18 protein-coding genes and 2 pseudogenes are annotated in these 20,781 nt (G+C 74.3%); 10 read left to right on the top strand and 10 right to left on the bottom strand.

The genetic code is table 11. The annotated features are described in order from the left end of the window. Positions 1-132 precede the first annotated feature (132 nt). The 3 genes from KPL60_RS31410 to KPL60_RS31400 all read left to right on the top strand — a co-directional run bounded on the left by KPL60_RS31410 (position 133) and on the right by KPL60_RS31400 (position 2,990). Complete coding sequence (locus KPL60_RS31410) at positions 133-1,617, top strand: CCA tRNA nucleotidyltransferase (RefSeq protein WP_374228798.1); 1,485 nt, start codon at positions 133-135, stop codon at positions 1,615-1,617. Positions 1,618-1,758: 141 nt separating this feature from the next. Next, entirely contained in the window at positions 1,759-2,355 is a 597-nt protein-coding gene (locus KPL60_RS31405; RefSeq protein ID WP_073573695.1) for a YqgE/AlgH family protein, read from the top strand. Positions 2,356-2,480: 125 nt separating this feature from the next. Next, positions 2,481-2,990 (top strand): DUF427 domain-containing protein, encoded by a 510-nt coding sequence (locus KPL60_RS31400; RefSeq protein ID WP_226354449.1) that lies wholly within the window; start codon positions 2,481-2,483, stop codon positions 2,988-2,990. Positions 2,991-3,043: 53 nt separating this feature from the next. On the opposite strand, the gene KPL60_RS31395 is transcribed toward KPL60_RS31400, so the two are convergent. Continuing rightward, positions 3,044-3,529, bottom strand: coding sequence for an SdpI family protein (locus tag KPL60_RS31395; RefSeq protein ID WP_226354448.1), 486 nt, complete (start codon positions 3,527-3,529; stop codon positions 3,044-3,046). A 224-nt stretch (positions 3,530-3,753) separates the two neighbouring features. Here KPL60_RS31395 and leuS point away from each other — a divergent pair, with 224 nt between their 5' ends. The 3 genes from leuS (at position 3,754) to KPL60_RS31380 (ending at position 7,944) form a co-directional block, all read left to right on the top strand. Then, positions 3,754-6,615 carry a leucine--tRNA ligase gene (gene leuS / locus KPL60_RS31390; protein ID WP_305080728.1) on the top strand — a complete coding sequence of 954 codons (2,862 nt, stop codon included), beginning with the start codon at positions 3,754-3,756 and terminating at the stop codon, positions 6,613-6,615. A gap of 46 nt (positions 6,616-6,661) precedes the next feature. Beyond that, positions 6,662-7,429 carry a hypothetical protein gene (locus KPL60_RS31385; RefSeq protein WP_226354447.1) on the top strand — a complete coding sequence of 256 codons (768 nt, stop codon included), beginning with the start codon at positions 6,662-6,664 and terminating at the stop codon, positions 7,427-7,429. 86 nt (positions 7,430-7,515) lie between these two features. Next, positions 7,516-7,944, top strand: coding sequence for a DUF805 domain-containing protein (locus tag KPL60_RS31380; protein ID WP_226354446.1), 429 nt, complete (start codon positions 7,516-7,518; stop codon positions 7,942-7,944). A 23-nt stretch (positions 7,945-7,967) separates the two neighbouring features. Here KPL60_RS31380 and KPL60_RS31375 read toward each other — a convergent pair whose 3' ends face one another. The 5 genes and pseudogenes from KPL60_RS31375 to KPL60_RS31355 all read right to left on the bottom strand — a co-directional run. Then, positions 7,968-8,423 (bottom strand): HEPN domain-containing protein, encoded by a 456-nt coding sequence (locus KPL60_RS31375; RefSeq protein ID WP_226354445.1) that lies wholly within the window; start codon positions 8,421-8,423, stop codon positions 7,968-7,970. Continuing rightward, positions 8,420-9,175, bottom strand: coding sequence for a UPF0158 family protein (locus KPL60_RS31370; RefSeq protein ID WP_226354444.1), 756 nt, complete (start codon positions 9,173-9,175; stop codon positions 8,420-8,422). The genes KPL60_RS31375 and KPL60_RS31370 overlap by 4 nt, the downstream gene beginning before the upstream one ends. Positions 9,176-9,225: 50 nt before the next feature. Next, the gene (locus tag KPL60_RS34980; protein ID WP_226368292.1) at positions 9,226-9,465 is read right to left on the bottom strand and encodes a hypothetical protein; all 240 of its coding nucleotides are present in this window, start codon (positions 9,463-9,465) and stop codon (positions 9,226-9,228) included. 87 nt (positions 9,466-9,552) lie between these two features. Then, a pseudogene (locus KPL60_RS34975) lies at positions 9,553-9,651 on the bottom strand (DUF1707 domain-containing protein); the annotation flags it as partial. 127 nt (positions 9,652-9,778) lie between these two features. After that, positions 9,779-10,639 (bottom strand): annotated as a pseudogene (locus KPL60_RS31355) (DMT family transporter); the annotation flags it as partial. An 82-nt stretch (positions 10,640-10,721) separates the two neighbouring features. Between KPL60_RS31355 and KPL60_RS31350 the strand changes: the two are divergent. Beyond that, entirely contained in the window at positions 10,722-11,624 is a 903-nt protein-coding gene (locus KPL60_RS31350; protein ID WP_226354443.1) for a LysR family transcriptional regulator, read from the top strand. A gap of 12 nt (positions 11,625-11,636) precedes the next feature. On the opposite strand, the gene KPL60_RS31345 is transcribed toward KPL60_RS31350, so the two are convergent. The 4 genes from KPL60_RS31345 to KPL60_RS31330 all read right to left on the bottom strand — a co-directional run bounded on the left by KPL60_RS31345 (position 11,637) and on the right by KPL60_RS31330 (position 15,151). Continuing rightward, entirely contained in the window at positions 11,637-12,356 is a 720-nt protein-coding gene (locus KPL60_RS31345; protein WP_226368036.1) for an SDR family oxidoreductase, read from the bottom strand. 102 nt (positions 12,357-12,458) lie between these two features. Beyond that, entirely contained in the window at positions 12,459-13,061 is a 603-nt protein-coding gene (locus KPL60_RS34970; protein WP_226368035.1) for a C40 family peptidase, read from the bottom strand. Between the two features lie 364 nt (positions 13,062-13,425). Next, the gene (locus KPL60_RS31335) at positions 13,426-14,505 is read right to left on the bottom strand and encodes an inositol-3-phosphate synthase (RefSeq protein ID WP_226354440.1); all 1,080 of its coding nucleotides are present in this window, start codon (positions 14,503-14,505) and stop codon (positions 13,426-13,428) included. A gap of 1 nt (position 14,506) precedes the next feature. Then, entirely contained in the window at positions 14,507-15,151 is a 645-nt protein-coding gene (locus KPL60_RS31330) for a PadR family transcriptional regulator (protein ID WP_226354439.1), read from the bottom strand. A 194-nt stretch (positions 15,152-15,345) separates the two neighbouring features. Here KPL60_RS31330 and KPL60_RS31325 point away from each other — a divergent pair, with 194 nt between their 5' ends. The 3 genes from KPL60_RS31325 (at position 15,346) to KPL60_RS31315 (ending at position 20,258) form a co-directional block, all read left to right on the top strand. After that, positions 15,346-15,741 (top strand): DUF5318 family protein, encoded by a 396-nt coding sequence (locus KPL60_RS31325; RefSeq protein WP_226354438.1) that lies wholly within the window; start codon positions 15,346-15,348, stop codon positions 15,739-15,741. Between the two features lie 288 nt (positions 15,742-16,029). Continuing rightward, on the top strand, positions 16,030-18,450 hold the full coding sequence (locus tag KPL60_RS31320; RefSeq protein ID WP_226368034.1) for a transglycosylase domain-containing protein: 2,421 nt from the start codon (positions 16,030-16,032) through the stop codon (positions 18,448-18,450). Further along, on the top strand, positions 18,447-20,258 hold the full coding sequence (locus KPL60_RS31315; RefSeq protein WP_374228797.1) for a glycosyltransferase family 87 protein: 1,812 nt from the start codon (positions 18,447-18,449) through the stop codon (positions 20,256-20,258). Before KPL60_RS31320 ends, KPL60_RS31315 begins: the two co-directional genes overlap by 4 nt. Positions 20,259-20,781 lie beyond the last annotated feature (523 nt).

Here is a 20,781-nt window from a genome sequence, read left to right as displayed (position 1 = left end):
ACCCGGTCGCCCCGCCGTCGATCAGCGGTCGAGCGGTACGGAGCGACCGGAGGACCCGTGCCCACCGGCCGGGCGCGTTGCCTAGACTGGCCCGTCGTGTCCTCGTCGTCCCCGTCCTCCACCGCCCGACAGGTGACCCGGCCGACCCGACCTCCGGCCGGATCCGCCCCGGACCCGGACGAGCTGCAGCGAGCACAGGAGAACGCCGTGGTCGCACTGCTCGACGTCCCGGCCGTCGCCGACGAGCTGGCCGCCCGTTTCGCCGCCCGCGGTCACCTGCTCTACCTCGTCGGCGGCAGCGTCCGTGACGCGGTGCTGCGCGGCACCGGCGCGTCGACCCGGGACTCCGGGGACCTCGACTTCACCACCGACGCCCGCCCCGAGCAGATCCTCGCGATCGTGCGCGGCTGGGCCGAGGCGGTCTGGGACACCGGGATCGCGTTCGGGACCGTCGGGCTGCGCCGCGACGGGCAGACCCTCGAGGTGACGACCTTCCGTGCCGACACCTACGACGGCACCTCCCGCAACCCCGAGGTCCGCTTCGGCGACACCGTCGAGGGCGACCTGGTGCGCCGCGACTTCACGGTCAACGCGATGGCGGTCGAGCTGACCGGGTCGCACCGCCGCTTCGTCGACCCGCACGGCGGGTTCGCCGCGCTGGCCCAGGGCGTCCTGGACACCCCGGACACCCCGGAGCGCTCCTTCTCCGACGACCCGCTGCGGATGCTGCGCGCCGCCCGGTTCGTCTCCCAGCTCGGGTTCACCCCCGCCGCGCGGGTCACCGCCGCGATGACGGCGATGGCCGACGAGCTGACCCGGATCACCGCCGAGCGGGTGCAGGCCGAGTTCACCAAGCTGATGATCGGCGACCACCCGCGGCGCGGCCTGGAGCTGCTCTGCGACACCGGCCTGGCCCGGCACGTCGTCCCCGAGGTCCCGGCGATGCAGCTGGAGACCGACGAGCACATGCAGCACAAGGACGTCTACACCCACTCGCTCGTCGTGATGGAGCAGGCGATCGAGCGCGAGACCGACGGGCCGGACCTCACCCTGCGCCTGGCCGCGCTGCTGCACGACATCGGCAAGCCGGCGACCCGGCGCAAGGAGCCGGACGGGCGGGTCTCCTTCCACCACCACGAGGTGGTCGGGGCGAAGATGACCCGCAAGCGGCTGCGGGCGCTCAAGTACCCGAAGGCCCTGGTCGACGACGTGTGCCAGCTCGTCTACCTGCACCTGCGGTTCCACGGCTACGGCAAGGGCGAGTGGACCGACTCGGCCGTGCGCCGCTACGTCGCCGACGCCGGCCCGCTGCTGGAGCGCCTGCACCGGCTGGTGCGCTCGGACTGCACCACCCGCAACCGGCGCCGGGCCTCGGCCCTGCAGCGCAACTACGACGGCCTGGAGGACCGGATCGCCGAGCTGCGCAAGCAGGAGGAGCTCGACGCGATCCGCCCCGACCTCGACGGCAACCGGATCATGGAGCTGCTGGGCATCCCGCCGGGTCCGGCCGTCGGGAAGGCCTACCGGCACATGCTGGCGCTGCGGATGGAGCAGGGGCCGATGGACGCCGAGCAGGCCGAGGTCGCCCTGCGGGCCTGGGCAGCCGAGAACCTCTGATCCGGACGTGCGTCCCGTACGGACGTACACGTCGATGGACGTTCGTATTACACGAACGTATGGACGATCATGTCCGGTGTACGACGTTGCGGCGAACGGGTGGCGGCATCGCGTCCGCGCCGGAGGTGCGACCATGGACCCGTGCGGGAACACCGCGCCACGCGAGGCGCCGCTCTTCCCCCGGTCACGCCGGGGAGTCTGCTCGTCGCCGCCCCCGGTCTGGGCGACCCGAACTTCTCGCGGACGGTCGTCTACATGATCGAGCACCGTCCGCAGGGCAGCCTCGGGGTCGTGCTCAACCGGCCGGGCCAGGCGGCCGTACGGGACGTGCTCCCGCGGTGGGCCGGGCTCACCAGCGACCCCGGGACCATGTTCGTCGGCGGTCCGGTGGAGGCGCGCACCGCGCTCTGCCTGGCCGCCCTGCGGACCGGGGAGACCGGCCGCGGGCTCGGCGGGCTGATGCCGGTCCGGCCGCCGGTGCAGCTGGTCGACCTCGACTCCGACCCGGCTCCGCTCGCGCAGCGGCTGCGCGGCCTGCGGATCTTCGCCGGGTACTCCGGCTGGGACGCGGGCCAGCTGGGCGGCGAGATCGCCCGGGGTGACTGGTACGTCGTCCCCGGCCTGCCGGACGACCTGCTGACCACCGTCTACGACCAGCTGTGGGAACGGGTGCTGCGCCGCCAGGGCGTCCCGCTGGCGCTGCTCGCCACGTTCCCGCGTGATCCCGCCTGGAACTGAATCCCCGCGGGCGGTGTGCGACCGGTGGTGGGCCCACCCCCGGTCGGGACGCCGCGGCCGGTGCCGCGCAGCGCGGGTTCGCCACGACCGTGCCCGGGGGCCGCTGACCGGCCTACCGTGGGGTCGTGCTGTTCGACCGTCGTCCCCAGCCCGATCCCGTCGGCCCCGGGCAGGAGTCGGTGTGGGACTACCCGCGCCCGCCCCGGGCCGAGCGGGTGCCCCGGCACGCGGAGCTGTGGCACGGCGGGACGCTCGTCGCCGCGTCGGACGACCTGGTCCGGGTGCTGGAGACCAGCCACCCGCCGACCTGGTACCTGCCCCGCACCGCCTTCACCGACGGCGTGCTGGTGCCCGGTGAGCAGCGCACGTTCTGCGAGTGGAAGGGCGTCGCCCACTACTGCGACGTGCGCGTCCCCGGCGTGCCGCCGCTGACCGACGTCGCCTGGTGGTACCCGCGGCCGGACGCGCGCTACCCGGAGCTGACCGACCGGGTCGCGGTCTACGTGGCGCCGTTCGAGCGGATCACCCTCGACGGGGAGACGGTCCGCCCGCAGCCCGGCGGGTTCTACGGCGGCTGGGTCACCGACGAGGTCGTCGGCCCGTTCAAGGGCGGGCCGGGCTCCCGCGGCTGGTAGCCCGCCCGGGGTCGGGTCCCGGGGATCAGGCCCCGCAGGTCGGGCCTCGCAGGTCAGGCCTCGCGGGCGAGCCCGGTGCGGGCCCCGGGCTCCGAGCCCGGCTCGGTGCCGGTCGCGTCGCGGCAGCCCGCGACCAGGTCGCAGCCGGCGCAGACCCCGCCGCAGCTCGGGGCCGCGGCCTGCGCGGCGATCGCCGCCGCCGCGGCCCGCGCCCCGACCGCGCCACCGAGACCGGCGAGCACGACCGTCCCGACCAGCGCGATCGCACCCAGCACCCACGGGGCGGCGCCGGTCCGGTCCAGGAACAGCAGCACCGTCCCGCCGACCAGGGCGATCGCCCCCGCGGCCCCGACCGGCGGCGCGGCCACCCGGTTGGCGATCGCGAACGCGTCGGCGGTCCGCAGGCTGTCCGCGGTGCGGACGCCGACGAAGCGGTTGCGCGGCAGCCGGCCGGTCGCCCCCAGCACGGCGAGGACGACGAGGACCACCCCGGCCAGCAGGAGCAGGGCGGCGAGGAGCAGGCGGAGCGTCGTGGGCACGTGACCAGGGTAGAACCCGGGGGAACGGGGATGCCCGCCCCGGCTACCCTGGTCACATGTGCACGGCCCGCCGACTTCCCGGCGCGGCGTCGTAGCCACAACACGGCGCCGCGACGGCCCCTCCTGCGTGATGCGCCCTCCTGCGTGATGCGCACGAGGGGCCGCGACGTGTTCCGGGCCCCGAGTCGGGCCGTCACGACAGGCATCCCCGAGGTGAGACGGACATGAGCACCGAGACCACGACCGCGTCCGAGCAGCGCGCGGACCGACCGGCGTACCGCTACGACGCCGAGATGGCCGCCCGGATCGAGCGGAAGTGGCAGGACTTCTGGGAGACCGAGCAGACCTTCCACGCCCCCGACCCGGGGCAGCCCGGCTCGGAGAAGCCGAAGGTCTACCTGATGGACATGTTCCCCTACCCCTCCGGGGCGGGGCTGCACGTCGGGCACCCGCTGGGCTTCATCGGCACCGACGTGCTGGGCCGCTACCTGCGGATGAACGGGCACAACGTGCTGCACCCGATGGGCTTCGACGCCTTCGGGCTGCCCGCCGAGCAGTACGCCGTCCAGACCGGGACGCACCCGCGGACGACGACCGAGGCCAACATCGCCCGCTACCGGCAGCAGCTGCGCCAGCTGGGCCTGGGTCACGACCCGCGCCGCTCGGTGTCCACCACCGACATCGGGTTCTACCGCTGGACCCAGTGGATCTTCCGCGAGATCTTCGAGTCCTGGTACGACGCCGCGGCCGACCGCGCCCGCCCGATCACCGAGCTGCGCGCCTCCTTCGAGGACGGCAGTCGCGCCACTCCGGACGGCCGTCCGTGGGCGGAGCTGTCCGAGGGTGAGCGGCGCGCGGTGGTCGACGGCCACCGGCTGGCCTACATCTCCGAGGCCCCGGTCAACTGGTGCCCCGGCCTGGGCACCGTGCTGGCGAACGAGGAGGTCACCCCCGAGGGACGCTCCGAGCGCGGCAACTTCCCCGTCTTCCGCCGCAACCTGAAGCAGTGGATGATGCGGATCACCGCCTACGCCGACCGGCTGGCCGACGACCTGGACAGGGTCGACTGGCCGGAGTCGGTCAAGGCGATGCAGCGCAACTGGATCGGCCGCTCCGAGGGCGCCAGGGTCCGGTTCCCGGTGCAGTCCGGCGCCGACGCGATCGAGGTCTTCACGACCCGCCCGGACACCCTGTTCGGCGCCACCTACATGGTGCTGGCGCCCGAGCACCCGCTGGTCTCCTCCCTGGCCCCCGTGCAGTGGCCCGACGGCACCGACCCGCGCTGGACCGGTGGCGCCGCGACGCCCGCCGAGGCCGTCGCCGCGTACCGCGCCGAGGCCGCCCGCAAGTCGGAGCTGGACCGGCAGGAGAACAAGGAGAAGACCGGCGTCTTCACCGGCGCGTACGCGACCAACCCGGTCACCGGCTCCCCGGTGCCGGTGTTCGTCGCCGACTACGTGCTGATGGGCTACGGCACCGGCGCGATCATGGCGGTGCCCGCCGAGGACACCCGCGACTGGGACTTCGCGGCCGCGTTCGGGCTGCCGCACGTGCGCACGGTGCAGCCGCCGTCGGACTGGGACGGCGGCGCGTACACCGGCGACGGCCCGACCATCAACTCCGCGAACGACGAGATCAGCCTGGACGGGCTGGGCGTCGACGAGGCCAAGCGCACGATCATCGACTGGCTGGCCGCGAAGGGCGCCGGCGAGGGCGTCGTGCAGTACAAGCTGCGCGACTGGCTGTTCTCCCGGCAGCGCTACTGGGGCGAGCCGTTCCCGGTCGTCTGGGACGAGCACGGCCCGATCGCGCTGCCCGAGGACCAGCTGCCCGTCGTCCTGCCCGACGTCGACGACTACTCGCCCAAGACCTACGCCCCGGACGACGCGAACTCCGAGCCGGAGCCGCCGCTGTCCCGGGCGCACGAGTGGGTGGCCGTCGAGCTGGACCTGGGTGACGGCCCGAAGCAGTACCGCCGCGAGACCAACACGATGCCGCAGTGGGCCGGGTCGTGCTGGTACTACCTGCGCTACCTGGACCCGGAGAACACCGAGCGGTTCGTCTCCGCCGAGGCCGAGAAGTACTGGATCGGCAAGGACGCGGCCCGGTCGGTCGCCGACCCGGGCGGTGTCGACCTGTACGTCGGCGGTGTCGAGCACGCCGTGCTGCACCTGCTGTACTCGCGGTTCTGGCACAAGGTCCTGTTCGACCTGGGCCACGTGAGCAGCGAGGAGCCGTTCCGGAAGCTGTTCAACCAGGGCTACATCCAGGCCTGGGCCTACACCGACGCCCGCGGGACCTACGTGCCCGCGGAGGAGGTCGTCGAGGTCGTCGGCGAGGACGGCACGAGCGCCGGTTTCACGTGGAACGGGCAGCCCGTCACCCGGGAGTACGGGAAGATGGGCAAGTCGCTGAAGAACGTCGTGACGCCCGACGACATGTGCGACCGCTACGGCGCGGACACCTTCCGGCTGTACGAGATGTACACCGGCCCGATGGACGCCTCGCGGCCGTGGTCGACGCGGGACGTGGTCGGCCCGCAGCGGTTCCTGCAGCGGGTGTGGCGCAACCTGGTCGACGAGGGCACCGGAGCGGTGACCGTCGTCGAGGACGCGCCGTCGGAAGAGATCCTGCGGTCGCTGCACAAGGCGATCGCCGGTGTGCGCGAGGACTTCCCGGCGCTGCACTACAACACCGCCGCCGCGAAGCTGATCGAGCTGAACAACGCGCTGACCAAGCGCGGGGCGCCGGTGGAGCGCGAGGTCGCGGAGGCGCTGGTGCTGATGCTGGCGCCGCTGGCCCCGCACATCGCCGAGGAGCTGTGGCAGAAGCTCGGTCACGAGGACACGCTGACCTACGCGTCGTTCCCGGTCGCCGACGAGCGCTACCTGGTGGCGGACACCGTCGAGTACCCGATCCAGGTCAACGGCAAGGTCCGCTCGCGGGTCACCGTCGCCGCCGACGCCGGCCAGGACGAGATCCGGGCGGCCGCGCTGGCCGACGAGAAGGTCGTCACCGCGCTGGACGGGGCCGAGCCGAAGAAGGTCATCGTCGTGCCGGGGCGCCTGGTCAACGTCGTCCGGTAGGGAACGCAGGCGACCTCCTGCCCGTTGAGCGGGCAGGAGGTCCGTCATGAGCGCAGTCCTGACCCTGATCGTCGTCCTGGCCGTCGTCGCGGCCGTCGTCTGGCTGGTGCGTCGGCACAACGCGGACAAGGCCGCCGCTCTGGCCGACGCCCAGGCCGAGTCCCGGCGCTGGGTGGAACGCCTCGGCGGCCAGGTCTTGGCCCTGACCGGGACCGACGACCCGAGCCGTCAGGCGCTGGCCGACGCCGCCGAGCGCTACACCGCCGCGGGCTCGCAGATGGAGCAGGCGCGCACGGCCGCGCAGTGCCGGCAGGTCACCGAGACCGCCTACGAGGGTCTCTACTACGTCCGCGCCGCCCGCACGGCGATGGGCATGGACCCCGGGCCCGAGCTGCCGCCGCTGCCGGGCCAGTCCCGCGCCGGTGAGGTCACCGAGGACCGCGAGGTCGAGGTGGAGGGTCGCAGCCTGGGCGCGTCGCCGCGGCCGACCGACCGGAACAGCCACTACTACCCCGGCGGGACCGTCGCCGGGCGTCCGGTGCCGCGCGGCTGGTACTCCGAGCCGTGGTGGAAGCCCGCACTCGTCGCCGGGGCCTGGGGTGTCGGTTCGGCGCTGCTGTTCACCTCGCTGTTCAGCGGGATGGCCGGCGCCGACCCAGCCGCCTACGCCGACGGGTTCGCCGACGGCGCCGCCCTCGACGACCCGGGCTTCGACGGCGGTGCCGACGGCGGCTTCGACGGCGCCGACCAGGGCGGCTTCGACGGCGGGGGCCTGTTCGACAACGACTCCGACTTCGGCGGGGACTTCTTCTGACCCGCGCGCTGTAACGGCCGGCCCCCGGGCGGCATCCCCTCGTCCGAGCGACCAGCCCGTGGTCGCACGGCGAGAGGGGCCACGTCATGACGTACTACCTGCAGGCGATGCGCGGGTTCTCCGACTTCCGGGGGCGCGCCCGGCGGGCCGAGTACTGGATGTTCGCCCTGGTCTACCTGGGGATCTACCTCGTCGCCGGGACCCTGGACGTGGTCCTGGGGACGACGCAGCTGCTCGGCGCCCCGGTGCTGGCGACCGTGGTCGCGCTCGTCCACCTGGTGCCCGCGATCGCGCTCCTGGTGCGGCGGCTGCACGACACCGGCCGCAGCGGGTGGTGGTACTTCATCGGCCTCGTCCCGCTGGTCGGGGTGGTGCTGCTGATCGTGTGGCTGGCGGCCGACGGCGAGCACCGTCAGAACGCCTGGGGTGACGACCCGAAGCGCGCCGAGCGTGCTCCCGCGCAGTTCGTCGCGCCGCAGGCCGGGCCGTACGGGGTCCCGCCGCAGTTCCGCTGAGGCAGCGGGCCGGACCCGGCCGGTCAGGCGCGGGACCCGCGCCGGACCGGCTTCTCCGGCCGCCGGGTCGCCCCGTTCCCCGGGTCCGGCGGCCCGGACAGGGCCGGCTCGGCGAGCCAGGCCTCCACGGCGTCGAGCACGAACGCGGCGTCGTCGAGGGCCGCCCGCGCCTCCGCCGCCGGAGCGGTCACGTCCGAGTGGTCGGCCAGCGCCCGCCGGTTGTAGAGCGACCGCAGCAGCCGCCCGGCCCGCGGGTCCAGCGACCGTTCCCGCACCACCCGGCGCACGAACGCGCTGACCACCTCGGAGTGCTCGGCGCGGGTCTCCCCCAGCACCAGCAGCGCGGTCTCGGCGGCCCGGAACGCGGCGTGGAACGCGCGGGAGACCGCGGCGTCGCCGAAGCCGTTCTCGGCCAGCACCCGGGCCCCGCCCAGCTCGACCCGGGCCCGCGCGATCCCGCCGTGCACCCGCCGGGTCACCGGACCCGCACCGCCTCGGCGCGGGCACGCACGACCGTCGGGTCGGCGGCGCGGACGAGCTCGCCCTGGCCGACCGGCAGCACGCTGATCGTCAGCCCGGTCCGCCGGGTGTGCTGCCACAGCACGTCGTCCATCGCGCGTACCTCCTCCCAGGGCAGGATCGGGAACCCGTCGTCGTCGAGCACCACGAGCAGGTCGATCGCGGACTCGACCGAGCCCTCCCCGCTGGCCCAGGACCCGAACAGCAGCACCTGGCGCAGCCGGGGGCCGTAGAGCAGGGCCAGGTCGTCGGCGACGGCGGCGGGCACGTCGTCGTTGGACGGGTCCGGGTCGGGGTGGCGTGCCCGGAGCCGCTCGCCGTCGTCGGCGCCGATCAGGCCGGCCGCGACCAGCCAGTCCGCCGCGCGCCGGCGGGAACGGGCGTCGCGGAAGCGGTACCACTGGTCGCGGACCTCGGGGAACTCGAACAACGTGTTCTTGAACCGGCGGAACGCGCCCCGGCCGTCGATCGCGCGGTCCAGCAGCGCCGCGGCCCGGCGGTGCTGCACGCCCGCGGTGAAGTCGGACATGTCCCGGTAGGACTCCCGGCTGGTCACCGGCCGGATCTCCACCCAGTCCGGACCGGGCCGGTCGTCGCCGGACACGCCGTGCACCTCGGCGTCGGCCGGGTCGAGGTACCAGGTGACCTCCGGCGTGCGGTCCTCGAGCGCGTCCGCGAGCGCGGACAGGTCGAGGCGGGCGGGGTCGAGCACGGGGCGACTCTATGCCCGGTCCGGTGCGCGTGGCAGCCGCCGCGGGACCCTCAGTCGTCCTCCTTCTCCCCGGAGCCGAAGAAGAAGTGCGCCACGAGGACCGCCCCCCAGATCCCGATCGGGAAGATCGGCCAGAAGAACGGGAGGCCCTCCCCGTCGGATGACGAGGCGAACGCGGTGACGACCCAGATGCCGGTCAGGATGACCGAGGTGCCGGCCCACGAGCGCCACTCGGTGAGGTGCTCACGCCTCGCCTCGGCCTTCTCCACCTGCGCCGTCTCGGCACGCACCGACGGCAACGTCGTGCGTTCCACCGCGGGCAGGTCGGTGACCAGCCGGTCGAGGTCCGCGCGGACGGTCGCCGCGTAGGCCTGCTGCAACCGCTCGTCGTACTCGGTCAGTGACAGCCGGCCCTCGTCGTGCGCCAGCTTCAGCCGTTCCGCGGTCTCGCTGCGGTCGGCGTCCGACACCCGCATCACGGACCGCTCGTCGTCCCTGGACTCCCCCATGCCCGACGAGCGTAGCGACGGGGAGGGCCACGGGGGTCTGTCGTTCGGACGATCCCCGCCCCCGGGGCGGGGCCGAACGGGTGGCGACGGCGACGCCGACGAGGCACAGCAGACCGCCGGCGAGCGCGGCCGGTGCGGGTACCTCCCCGAGCAGCGCCCAGGACAGCCCGACCACCAGCGGCGGGATCGCGTACGTGGTGGCGGCCAGCCGGCCCGCGGTCGTGCGGGTCAGGGCGTACCCCCAGGTCAGGAACGCGACACCGGTCGGGAACACCCCCAGGTAGACGACGCCGGCGACGGCCGTCGGCGGCGCGGTGGCGAGCTCGGTGACCAGCGACGGCAGGAACGGCAGCAGCGCGACGGCCCCGGCGACGGCGCCCGTCCAGGTCATCGTCAGGGCGTCGACCCGGGGCAGCAGCCGCTTCTGTGCGACGGCCGCGCCCGCGTAGACCAGTGCGGCGAGCAGCCCCAGCAGCACCCCGGACAGGTCGGCGCCCCCGGCGGAGGAGGCCGCCGCGATCAGGGCCACCCCGGCGAACGCGACGCCCATCCCGGCCAGCAGCCGCGCGGGGAAGCCCTCCCCGAGCAGCAGCCCGGCCAGGACGGCGACGACCACCGGCGCCACGTTCACCAGCAGCGCGGTGGTGCCGGCGTCGAGGTGCCGCTCGGCCGCGTTCAGCGCGAGGTTGTAGACGCCGAACCAGGCCGCACCCCAGATCGCCACCGCCGCCAGCAGGCGTCCGCGCGGTGCCGGCGGGGCCGGGGCGCGTCGCCGCGCCCGCACCACGGTGAGGATCGCGGTCAGGGTGAGCGCCCCGACCAGCATCCGGCCCGCGGCGAGCGTGCCCGGGGAGAGGTCGTGCCCGACGGCACGGATGCCGACGAAGGCCGACGCCCACAACACCACGGTGACCGACGCGGCGAGCGCCGGGAGAGCACGGGTCGAGCGGTTCATGGGGACCAGCCTGGCGCTCCGGATACTTCAGCACCAGCGATGATTCCTTCTCCTGGATTCAGTGCCGCTGTACTGTCGAATCGTGCTCGACACCCACCGCCTGCGCGTGTTCCGGTCCGTCGTCGCCAGCGGCTCGGTCCAGGCCGCGGCCGCGAACCTGGGCTACACGCCGTCGGCGGTCAGCCAGCACGTCACCACCCTCGCGCGGGAGACCGGGCTGACCCTGTTCGAACGGGCCGGGCGCGGCCTGCGGGCCACCGCGGCCGGGGTCCGGCTGGCCGAGCAGGCGGATCTGGTCCTGGCCCGGATCGGGGAGGCCGAGGCGGTCGTCGCCGACCTGCGGGCCGGGCGGACCGGCACCCTGTCGGTGGCCTACTTCGCCTCGGTGGGCTCGGCCTGGCTGCCCCGCGTGGTGCGCCGGCTGACCGGCGACTTCCCGGGCGTCCGGCTGGACCTGCGGCTGCGGGAGTGGCTGCCCGACGACCCGGCCGACCGCGCCGACGTGCAGATCGCCGTCGAACGGCCGGACTTCGCGGCCTGGCCCGGCTTCTCGGTGACCCCGCTGCTCTCCGACCCCTACGTGGCGGTCCTGCCCGTGGGGCACCCGCTCGCCGGCCGGGACGAGGTCGAGCTCGCCGAGCTGGCCTGCGAGCGCTGGGTGGACAACGACTTCGCCCGCGGCTGGTGCCGCCGCAACCTCGTCGAGGCGTGCACGGCGGCGGGGTTCCGGCCGCCGTTCCACGTCGAGGCGCACGACTACCCGACCGCGCTCGCCTTCGTCGCCGCCGGGATCGGGCTCACCGTGCTGCCGCGCCTCGGGGCCGCCCACCTCCCCGCCGGGACGTGTGCGGTGCCGGTCGTGCGGCCGACCCCGGTGCGGTCGATCCTGGCCGTCGTCCGCGACGCCGTCGCCGCCGCACCGCCGGTGGAGGCGGCCCTGGCGGAGCTGCACGCCGCGGTGGCGGCGGGACCGGCCCCGGTGTGATCCCGGCGCGGGTCAGCCCTGGGGGCGGACCACGATGTCGGTGAGGTGGGCGTCGCGGGTCGCGGTCAGCGCGGCCAGGATCGCGGCACCGACCGACTCCGGGCGCAGGAACCGCGAGCCGTCGTACTCCCCGCCCTCGTGGGCGACGACCCGCTCCTGCATCGCGGTGTCCACCCGGCCCGGGTGCACGGAGGTGACCCGGATGCCGTGCCCGGACTCCTCGGCGCGCAGGGCGTCGCCGAACGCGCGCAGCGCGAACTTGCTCGCCGCGTAGGACCCCCAGCCCGCGCGGGCGGTGAGCCCGGAGCCGGAGTTGACGAGCACGACGTCGGCGCCGGTGTCGGCACCCGCCGCGCGCAGTGCGGGCAGCAGCAGCCGGGTCGCCTCGGCGACCGCGACGACGTTGACGTCGAACTGGTGGCGCCAGGTCTGCGCGCTGGTCTCCGCGACGGTGCCCAGCTCCCCGACCCCGGCCGAGTGGACCAGCGCGTCGAGCCGGTCGATGCCGTCGAGGGCCGTGGCCAGCGCGTCGTCGTCGGTGAGCTCCACCGCCACGGTGCGGACCGCGACCGGGCCCGCCTCGGTCAGCTCGCCGGCCAGGGTCTCCAGCCGCTTCTCGTCCCGGCCGCCCAGGACCAGGTCGTAGCGCGGTGCGAGCAGCCTGGCGGTGGCGGCGCCGATGCCCTGGGAGGCACCGGTGATCAGGGCGAGCGGGCGGCGGGGAGCGGTCACCCGGTGAACCTACGACGACCGGCCCCGTCCTGCGCGAGGACGGGGCCGGTCGTACCGGGGAGCGTGCGCGCTCAGAGCTGAGCTTCGTTCCGCAAGCTTCTCTCAGACCCGGCGGGCCGAGTTGAACGGCATCCGGTCGATGTCGGAGATCTTCACCGGCTGGCCGCTGGTGGAGGCGTGCACGATCTGGCCGCCGCCGATGTAGATGCCGACGTGGCTGACCGGGCTGTAGAAGAAGACCAGGTCACCGGGCTTCAGGTTCGACTTCGACACCGGGGTGCCCACCTGGGCCTGGGCCCGGCTGGTGCGGGGCAGGTCCTTGCCGGCCTTCGCGAAGGCGTAGCGGACCAGGCCGGAGCAGTCGAACGCGCTCGGGCCGGTGGCGCCCCAGCGGTAGGGCTTGCCGAGCTGGGCCATCGCGGTCGACATCGCGCCGCTGCGCGCGGCGGCGGCCTGCGCGGCCGGGGCCGCGGCCTGCGCCGCGGAGGAGACCGACAGCGCGGCCGGGTTCGCGCCGAGCGCCGGCAGGACGTTCGCGGCCGGCGCGACGTCACGGGTCACGGTCTCCGCGACGGGTGCCGCGGAGGCGGCGGCGTCCGTGGGGGCCGCGGTGGCGGCGGGGAGCACGGACAGAACTGCGGCCGCGGCGGCGGTGGTGGCCACGACGGCGACGCGGAGCGCCGGAGCGGAATGACGCTGGGGCACGGTGGGGTCCTCGGGATGTTGCACCACCGGAGGAGCGGTCGGGGCGGGACCCGTGGGCGCCGGTACGAAGGGGGAGTTCCGGTGGGGACCGGACGGCACTCACGACCCGCCCGCGTCGTCGCCCGGCGGTGACCCTGCACCCCTCACCCCGGATGGGCGGTGGTCGCACAAGGCCGGACCGCACATTACGAACAGATATCGCTCGGATAAATGACGCAGAGCACATTCATTGCATGACTGCGCTCACGACGAATAACGAGAACATTCCGGATCGGTAATGTCGTCTTCCGGAACGTCTCCGGTACGGCAACGGCCCGGGGATGACCTGCGCGGTCGTCCCCGGGCCGTTGTACCGAGAAACGGATCAGTTGTCGATCTCGCCCCGGATGAACGCCTCGACCTTGTCGCGCGCCTCGGAGTCGCGGTACTGCTCCGGCGGCGACTTCATGAAGTAGCTCGACGCCGACAGGATCGGTCCGCCGATGCCGCGGTCCTTGGCGATCTTGGCCGCCCGCACCGCGTCGATGATGATGCCCGCGGAGTTCGGGGAGTCCCAGACCTCGAGCTTGTACTCCAGGTTCAGCGGGACGTCACCGAACGCGCGGCCCTCGAGCCGGACGTAGGCCCACTTGCGGTCGTCCAGCCAGGACACGTAGTCCGACGGGCCGATGTGCACGTTGCCCTTGCCCATGTCCCGGTCCACCTGCGAGGTGACGGCCTGGGTCTTGGAGACCTTCTTGGACTCCAGCCGCTCGAGCTCCTTCATGTTCAGGAAGTCCATGTTCCCGCCCACGTTGAGCTGCATCGTGCGGTCCAGCTGCACGCCGCGGTCCTCGAACAGCTTCGCCAGCACCCGGTGGGTGATGGTCGCGCCGACCTGGGACTTGATGTCGTCGCCGACGATCGGGACGCCGGCGGCGCGGAACTTCTCCGCCCACTCCGGGTCCGAGGCGATGAAGACCGGCAGCGCGTTGACGAACGCGACGCCCGCGTCCAGCGCGGCCTGCGCGTAGAACCGGTCGGCGTCCTCGCTGCCCACCGGCAGGTAGGACACCAGCACGTCGGCCCCGGTGTCGCGCAGCACCTGCACGACGTCGACGGGCTCGCCGTCGGCCTCGGTGATGGTCTCCCGGTAGAAGCGGCCGAGACCGTCGAGGGTCGGACCGCGCTGCACGGTCACCCCGAGCGGCGGCACGTCCGCGATCTTGACCGTGTTGTTCTCGCTGGCCGAGATCGCGTCGGCGAGATCCTGACCGACCTTCTTCGCGTCGACGTCGAACGCGGCCACGAAGGTCACGTCCCGGACGTGGTACCCGCCGAAGTCGACGTGCATCAGGCCGGGGACCTGGGCCGACGGATCGGCGTCCGCGTAGTAGTGAACCCCCTGGACCAGCGACGCCGCGCAGTTGCCCACGCCGACGACCGCCACCCGAACCTGGCTCATGTCAGGCTCCTCCTGTTGTCTCGTCCTGTCGTACCCCGCCGGTCGCGGGCCGGGATGGCCCGCCGCCGGGGAAGGTCCTCTCGTCGCGGCCGTCCGCGGCGCCCTGCTCGGCCCGTTCGGTCGCGATCAGCTCGTTCAGCCAGCACACCTCGCGCTCGGAGCACTCCAGCCCGAGCCGGTGCAGCTCGCGGGTGTAGCGGTCGACCCCCTCGCAGGGCCTGCCGAGCGCGGTGCGCAGACCGTCCCGGCGTTCCTCGACGGCCCGTCTGCGGCCCTCCAGGATCCGGATCCTGGTCTCCGCCGGTGTCCGCGCGAAGAACGCCAGGTGCACGTCGAAGCTTCCGTCCTCCCACGCCTGGGGGCCGGCCTCGGCGAGCATGGCCGCGAACCGGTCCCGGCCCGCCGGGGTGATGCGGTAGACCCGCCTGCCCCGTCGCAGCCGTCCCGGAGCGCGTCCGTACTGATCACCCGCCTCGTCGGTGGTCTCGGCGATCGACCCGGCCCGGAGCAGCCGGCGCAGGGCCGGGTACAACGAGCCGTAGGAGAACGCGCGGAAGCCGCCGAGCCTGCGGCCGAGCTGCTTGCGCAGCTCGTACCCGTGCAGCGGACCGTCCTGGAGCAGGCCGAGGACCGCGAAGTCCAGCATCGCGACCTCCTCCGTGCGGACCGCCGACCGGTCATCCTATCGGTCCGATACATCGATCCGTCCCCTCCATGATCGTCATCACAGGCGGTCACGGACCGGACGAGTGCCCCGACCAGGCACGGAACGGTCGTGCCCGCAGGGGCCCGTGCGGGACGGCGATGGGTCCGCGGGTCCGTCCCGCGTACCCTGGTCGGGTGCTCAGCCCGCGACAGGTGGTGGACTACGCCCTGCAGCGCCGTGCTCTGCTGGCCGATGTCCGGGCCGGCCGGGTCGGCCGTGAGGAGGTGTGCGATGCGGGTGCCTACCTGCTCCGCGCCGCGCGCTTCCACGGCACGGCCGCCGGTCGGGCCTGTCCGGTCTGCCGGCACGACGAGCTCGCCCAGGTCTCGTGGGTGTTCGGCGAGAGCCTGCGCCACGTCTCCGGCTCGGCCCGCTCCGCGGCGGACCTCGAGCAGCTCGCGGCGCAGGTCGCCGACTTCTCCGTGCACGTCGTCGAGGTGTGCACCGAGTGCCGCTGGAACCACCTGGTCCGCTCGTTCGTCCTCGGCACCGGCCGCCCCCGCCGCGGCCGGCGGAGTGCGGGTGGCTGAGTCCGATGGCGCCCTGCCCGACGAGCACGACCACCCGGACCGCGCGCACCGCGCCGGTCCGCTGCCGGATCCCCTCCGCCCCGGGCACCCCCGGCCCGGGCCACTGCGGATCCGGTCCACCGCATCCCACGGAGCCGCCCGGTGAACGACGAGCGTGACCCCCGGCGCACCCCGCCGCCGCCCCCGCCCCCCGGTCCTCCGCGGTCCCGTCCCCCGATGCCCCCGCCGGCACCCCGACCGGGCGTGGGCCCCCGTCCCCCGATGCCCCCGCCCCCCGGTCGTCCACCGGTGGGCGGCCGTCCCGCACCCGCGGGGCCGCCGCCGCGCCCGGTCCCCCAGTCCCCTCCGCCGCTGCTGACCCACGACGACTCCGGGGTCGGCCACTTCGACCCCGTCGTCCGGCCCGCCCAGGCCGGTCCGCGCACGGCCGCCCCGCAGCGCACCGGCCGTCCGCCGGCCCGCGGTGCCGCGGCGGCCGCGGCGGCACCGGCCACGGCCGCCCGTCGTGGCGGCGGTGGCGGCCGCCCGCCCGGCCCGCCCGGTCGTCCCGACGGTCGCGGTCCCGGGGACGGCGGTGACGGGCGGAAGAAGCCCGGCCGTCGTCGCCGGCTCCGGCGCTGGGTGATCGGGCTCGCCGCGTTCGCGGTGATCGGCCCGCTGGTCGCGTTCGCGATCGGCTGGCTGGTGTTCCCGGTCCCCAAGGCCGACGACATCGCCGTCACCCAGGTCGCGACCTTCACCTACACCGACGGCGCCCCGCTGGCGACCGTCCGGCCGGACAACGTCAACCGGACCAGCGTCGACCTGTCCCAGGTGCCGGTGCCGGTCCAGCAGGCCGTGCTGTCCGCCGAGGACCGCACGTTCTTCTCCAACCCCGGCTTCGACATCACCGGCATCGCGCGGGCGGTGATCAACCAGCTGTCCGGCGGGATCGGCGGCGGCTCGACGATCACCCAGCAGTACATCAAGGTGACCACCGGCAACGACCAGTACTCGCTGTTCCGCAAGTTCCGCGAGGTCGTGCTGGCCGCGAAGATGTCCAAGGAGATGACCAAGGAGCAGATCCTCGGCAACTACCTGAACGCGATCTACCTGGGTCGCGGCGCCTACGGCATCCAGGCCGCCAGCCAGGCGTACTTCGGGAAGAACGTCCAGGACCTGAACGCCTCCGAGGGCGCGATGATCGCCGGGCTGATCCAGTCGCCGTCGCGCTGGGACCCGGCGAAGAACCTCGAGATGTCCCAGCAGCGGTGGAACTTCGTGCTCGACGGCATGGTCTCCCAGGGCTGGATGACCCAGGCCGACCGGGCGCAGCAGAAGTTCCCGCAGTGGCGCGAGGCCTCCGCGGCCGAGGGCGGCGGCATCCCCGGCGACGACAAGGGCCACATCTACAACGCGGCCCGGGCCGAGCTGGAGAAGCTCGGGATCTCCGAGACCGAGATCAACACCCAGGGTCTGACGGTCACCACGACGATCGACCCGAAGGCCCAGGAGGACGCGGCGACGGCCGTCCAGAAGGTCATGGACGGCCAGCCCGGCAACCTGCGGTCCTCGCTGGTGTCGGTGAACCCGAAGACCGGCGCGATCATTGCCTACTTCGGCGGGGAGAACGGCGTCGGCCTCGACTACGCCTCGGTGCTCAAGCAGCCCGGCTCGTCGTTCAAGCCGTTCGTGCTCGCGGCGGCGCTGCAGGCGAACCCGCCGGTCGGCCTCGGCACGATCTACGACGGCTCCTCCCCCCAGGAGCTCGCCGGCACCACGGTCACCAACTCCGAGGGCGTGAGCTGCGGCCAGTGCTCGGTGAAGGAGGCCATGACCAAGTCGATCAACACGGTCTTCTACCGGATGGGTCTCGACGTCGGCCCGCAGCGGGTCGCCGACGCCGCGCACCAGGCCGGCATCCCCGCCGACCTGCTGCCGAACCCCACCGGCGGCATCTCGCTGGGTGACCGCGAGGTCCACCCCGAGGACATGGCCGCCGCCTACGGCACGTTCGCGGCCGACGGCATGAAGCGCGACCCGTTCCTGATCGCGAAGGTCACCGCCAGCGACGGCCGGGTCATCTACGACCGCGGCAGCACCGACAACGGCCAGCAGGTGATGCCGGCCGAGGTCGCCCGCAACGTCACCGAGTCCATGACCGACGTCGCGAGCTCCTCGCGGATCGGGCTGGACGGGCGTCCGGTCGCCGCGAAGACCGGCACCGTGCAGAGCAGCGTCCAGGGCCAGAACAACGACGCCTGGACCGTCGGCTACACCCCGTCGGTGTCCACCGCGGTGTGGGTCGGCACCGACGACAACACCCCGATCAAGAACTCCGCGGGCCGCCCCGTCTACGGGCGGATGCTGCCCGGCTCGATCTGGCAGTCGTTCATGAACGACGTGCTGCAGGGGACGCCGGTGGAGCAGTTCTCCGACTTCGAGCCGATCGGCCAGGCCCCGGCCCGGGCCGTCTCGAACGACTCGGGGCAGGGCGACGACCAGCAGCCGACCACCACCCAGGAGCCCGGCGACAGCCGCGACAACGGCGACCGCGGGGACCGGGGCGACCGCGGGAACCGCGGCGACCGGGGTGACTCCTCGGGCGACGGCTCCGGTGACGGATCCGGCGACGGCAGCAGCGGCGACCCCGGCAACGACGGCAACAGTGACGGTCCGCCCGGCTCCGACGCGGGCCGGGACCGTCCGGGCCGCGGGGGCGACAACTGACCGCAGGCGGCCGGCCCGGAGCCGCACCGCCCGCCCCCCGCGACGCGCCGGGGGCGGGTGTCCGGGACCGGGAGATCCCGACCTGGACCGAGCCGCTGGCGCGCGCCGCCAGCCGGGTCGTCGGCGGCCCGCTGGGCCGGCACGCACTCGTCGGACGGTCGCGCTGGTGGACCCCGCTGCGGGTGGTGCTGCTGCTCGCCGTCGTCGTGCTGGCGCTGGGCTGGCTGGGCAAGGCGGCCTGCCTGCAGCAGTACCGCACCCCCGACGGTGCGCTCGCGCTGGACTGGCGCAACGACCGTCAGTACGTCGCGATGTGCTACTCCGACACCGTCCCGCTCTACGGGCTGGAAGGTCTCGCCGACGACGCCGTCCCCTACCGCGACGCCTGGTTCGAGACCGCCGCCGACGGCTCCCGCACCGCCCGGTACATGGAGTACCCGGTGGTCACCGGGATGTTCCAGTACCTCAACGCGCAGCTGACCGACGGCTGGCAGTGGCTGGCCGAGCGGCTGCCGCTGCCGACCGCGCTCGACGTCGTCGTCTACTTCGACGTCACCGCGATCTGGCTGGCCATGGCCTGGCTGGTGGTGGTGTGGGCGGTGCTGATGCTCCGCCCGGAACGTCCGTGGGACGCCGCGCTGGTCGCGCTGTCCCCGCTGGTGGCGGTGCACGCGTTCACCAACTTCGACACGCTCACCGTCGCGCTCGCGACCGGGGCGCTGCTCGCGCTGCGCCGAGACCGTCCGGTCTGGGCCGGGGTGCTGCTCGGGATCGGCGGCGCGGCGAAGCTCTACCCGCTGCTGTTCCTGCTGCCGGTGCTGCTCGTCGGCTGGCGACGCCGCGCCGACGGCGGCCTCCCGCGAGCCGCGTGGACGATCGGCGCCGCGGTCCTCGCCTGGGTGGCGGTGAACCTCCCGGTCGCGCTGGCCTGGCCGCGCGGCTGGGTCGAGTTCTTCCTGCTCAACCGCACGCGCCCGGCCGACCCGGACTCGATCTGGTACTCGTTGTACTGGTTCACCGGCTGGTCCGGCTTCGACGGCCCGCTCGGCGACGGGCAGTCCCCCACCGTGCTCAACACCGTCACCGCGGTGCTCATGGTGCTGGCGTTCGCCGCGATCGCCTGGCTCGCGCTGCGCGCGCAGCGCCCGCCCGCGGTCGCCGAGCTGGCCTTCCTGACGGTCTCGGCGTTCCTGCTGGTCAACAAGGTGTGGAGCCCGCAGTACTCGCTGTGGCTGGTCCCGCTCGCGGTGCTCGCCCTGCCACGCTGGCGGCTGCTGCTGGCGTGGATGGTCGTCGACGCGCTGGTCTGGGTGCCGCGGATGTTCCAGTACCTGGGTGTCGCGAACAAGGGGCTGCCGCCGGAGCCGTTCCTGGTGACCGTGCTGGTCCGCGACGCCGTGGTGGTCGCGCTGTGCGTGCTCGTCGTCCGGCAGATCCTGCGGCCCGGCACCGACCCCGGCCGGGACCCGGAGCCCGTGTGGCCGGTCGGCCCGCGGGTCTCCCGGTCCCGCGTTCCCGCCGTGCCCGCCGCTGCGGCGTCCGCCGTGGCGGTGCCCGCACGGGGCGGGCGGCGTCGGCGAGGGGACGGCGGCGGTTCCGGCGCCACCGGTTCCGTCGGGGCGTCCCGGTCCGGTGGCACGTCCCGGTCCGGCGGCGTGACCCGGTCCGGCGGTGCGACTCGGTCCGGCGGGACGTCTCCGTCCGGTGGCGCGGCCGGTTCCGCGGGCTCCGGCCGCTCCGGCGGCGCGGCGGCACCCGAGCCGTGGCCGTCCCGGGCGGCCCGCCCCCGGCGCGACCCCGCGGACTGAACCGCGGCTGCTCCTCGCGTCGCCGCACCCGTTGTGCGGTGGCCGCGCCCCGGCGGTTGTTGCTCCCTCGCGGTCGCCGCACCTGTCGTGCCGGTCGCTGCACCTCCCGGCGGTCGCCCCCGGCGGTCGCCGCACCCCCTCGCGGTCGGGGCACTCCCCCGCGGTCGCCGTCCCCCGCCGCTCGTCGCACCCCTGGTGACGTCGACGCACCGCTCGTGCGGTCGCCGCACCCTCTGCGGCGGGTGCGACGACCTCGCCCGGGGTGCGACGGCAGGCGTCGTGGTCGTCCCGGGCGGCGCGCACCGGGGCCTGTGCGGCGCGCACCGGCGCGACGGCGGCGTGCCGCCTACCGCCCGTGCCGCCTACCGCCCGTGCCTCTCGCCGCCCGTGCCGTCGGGCGCCGACCGTAGGGCCGGGCGCCGACCGCGTGCGCCGGGTGCCGGGCGCCGCACAGGGTGTGGTGGCGCCGCACAGGGTGTGACGTGTGCGGCGGCGACGGAACCTGTGCGGCGCCCGGGCGGGT

Origin of the sequence: Pseudonocardia sp. ICBG162, assembly GCF_020496225.1 — a bacterium.
GTDB lineage: Bacteria > Actinomycetota > Actinomycetes > Mycobacteriales > Pseudonocardiaceae > Pseudonocardia > Pseudonocardia alni.
Note: the sequence above shows the minus strand (reverse complement) of the source record. Positions and strands in the feature narration are given on the sequence as shown.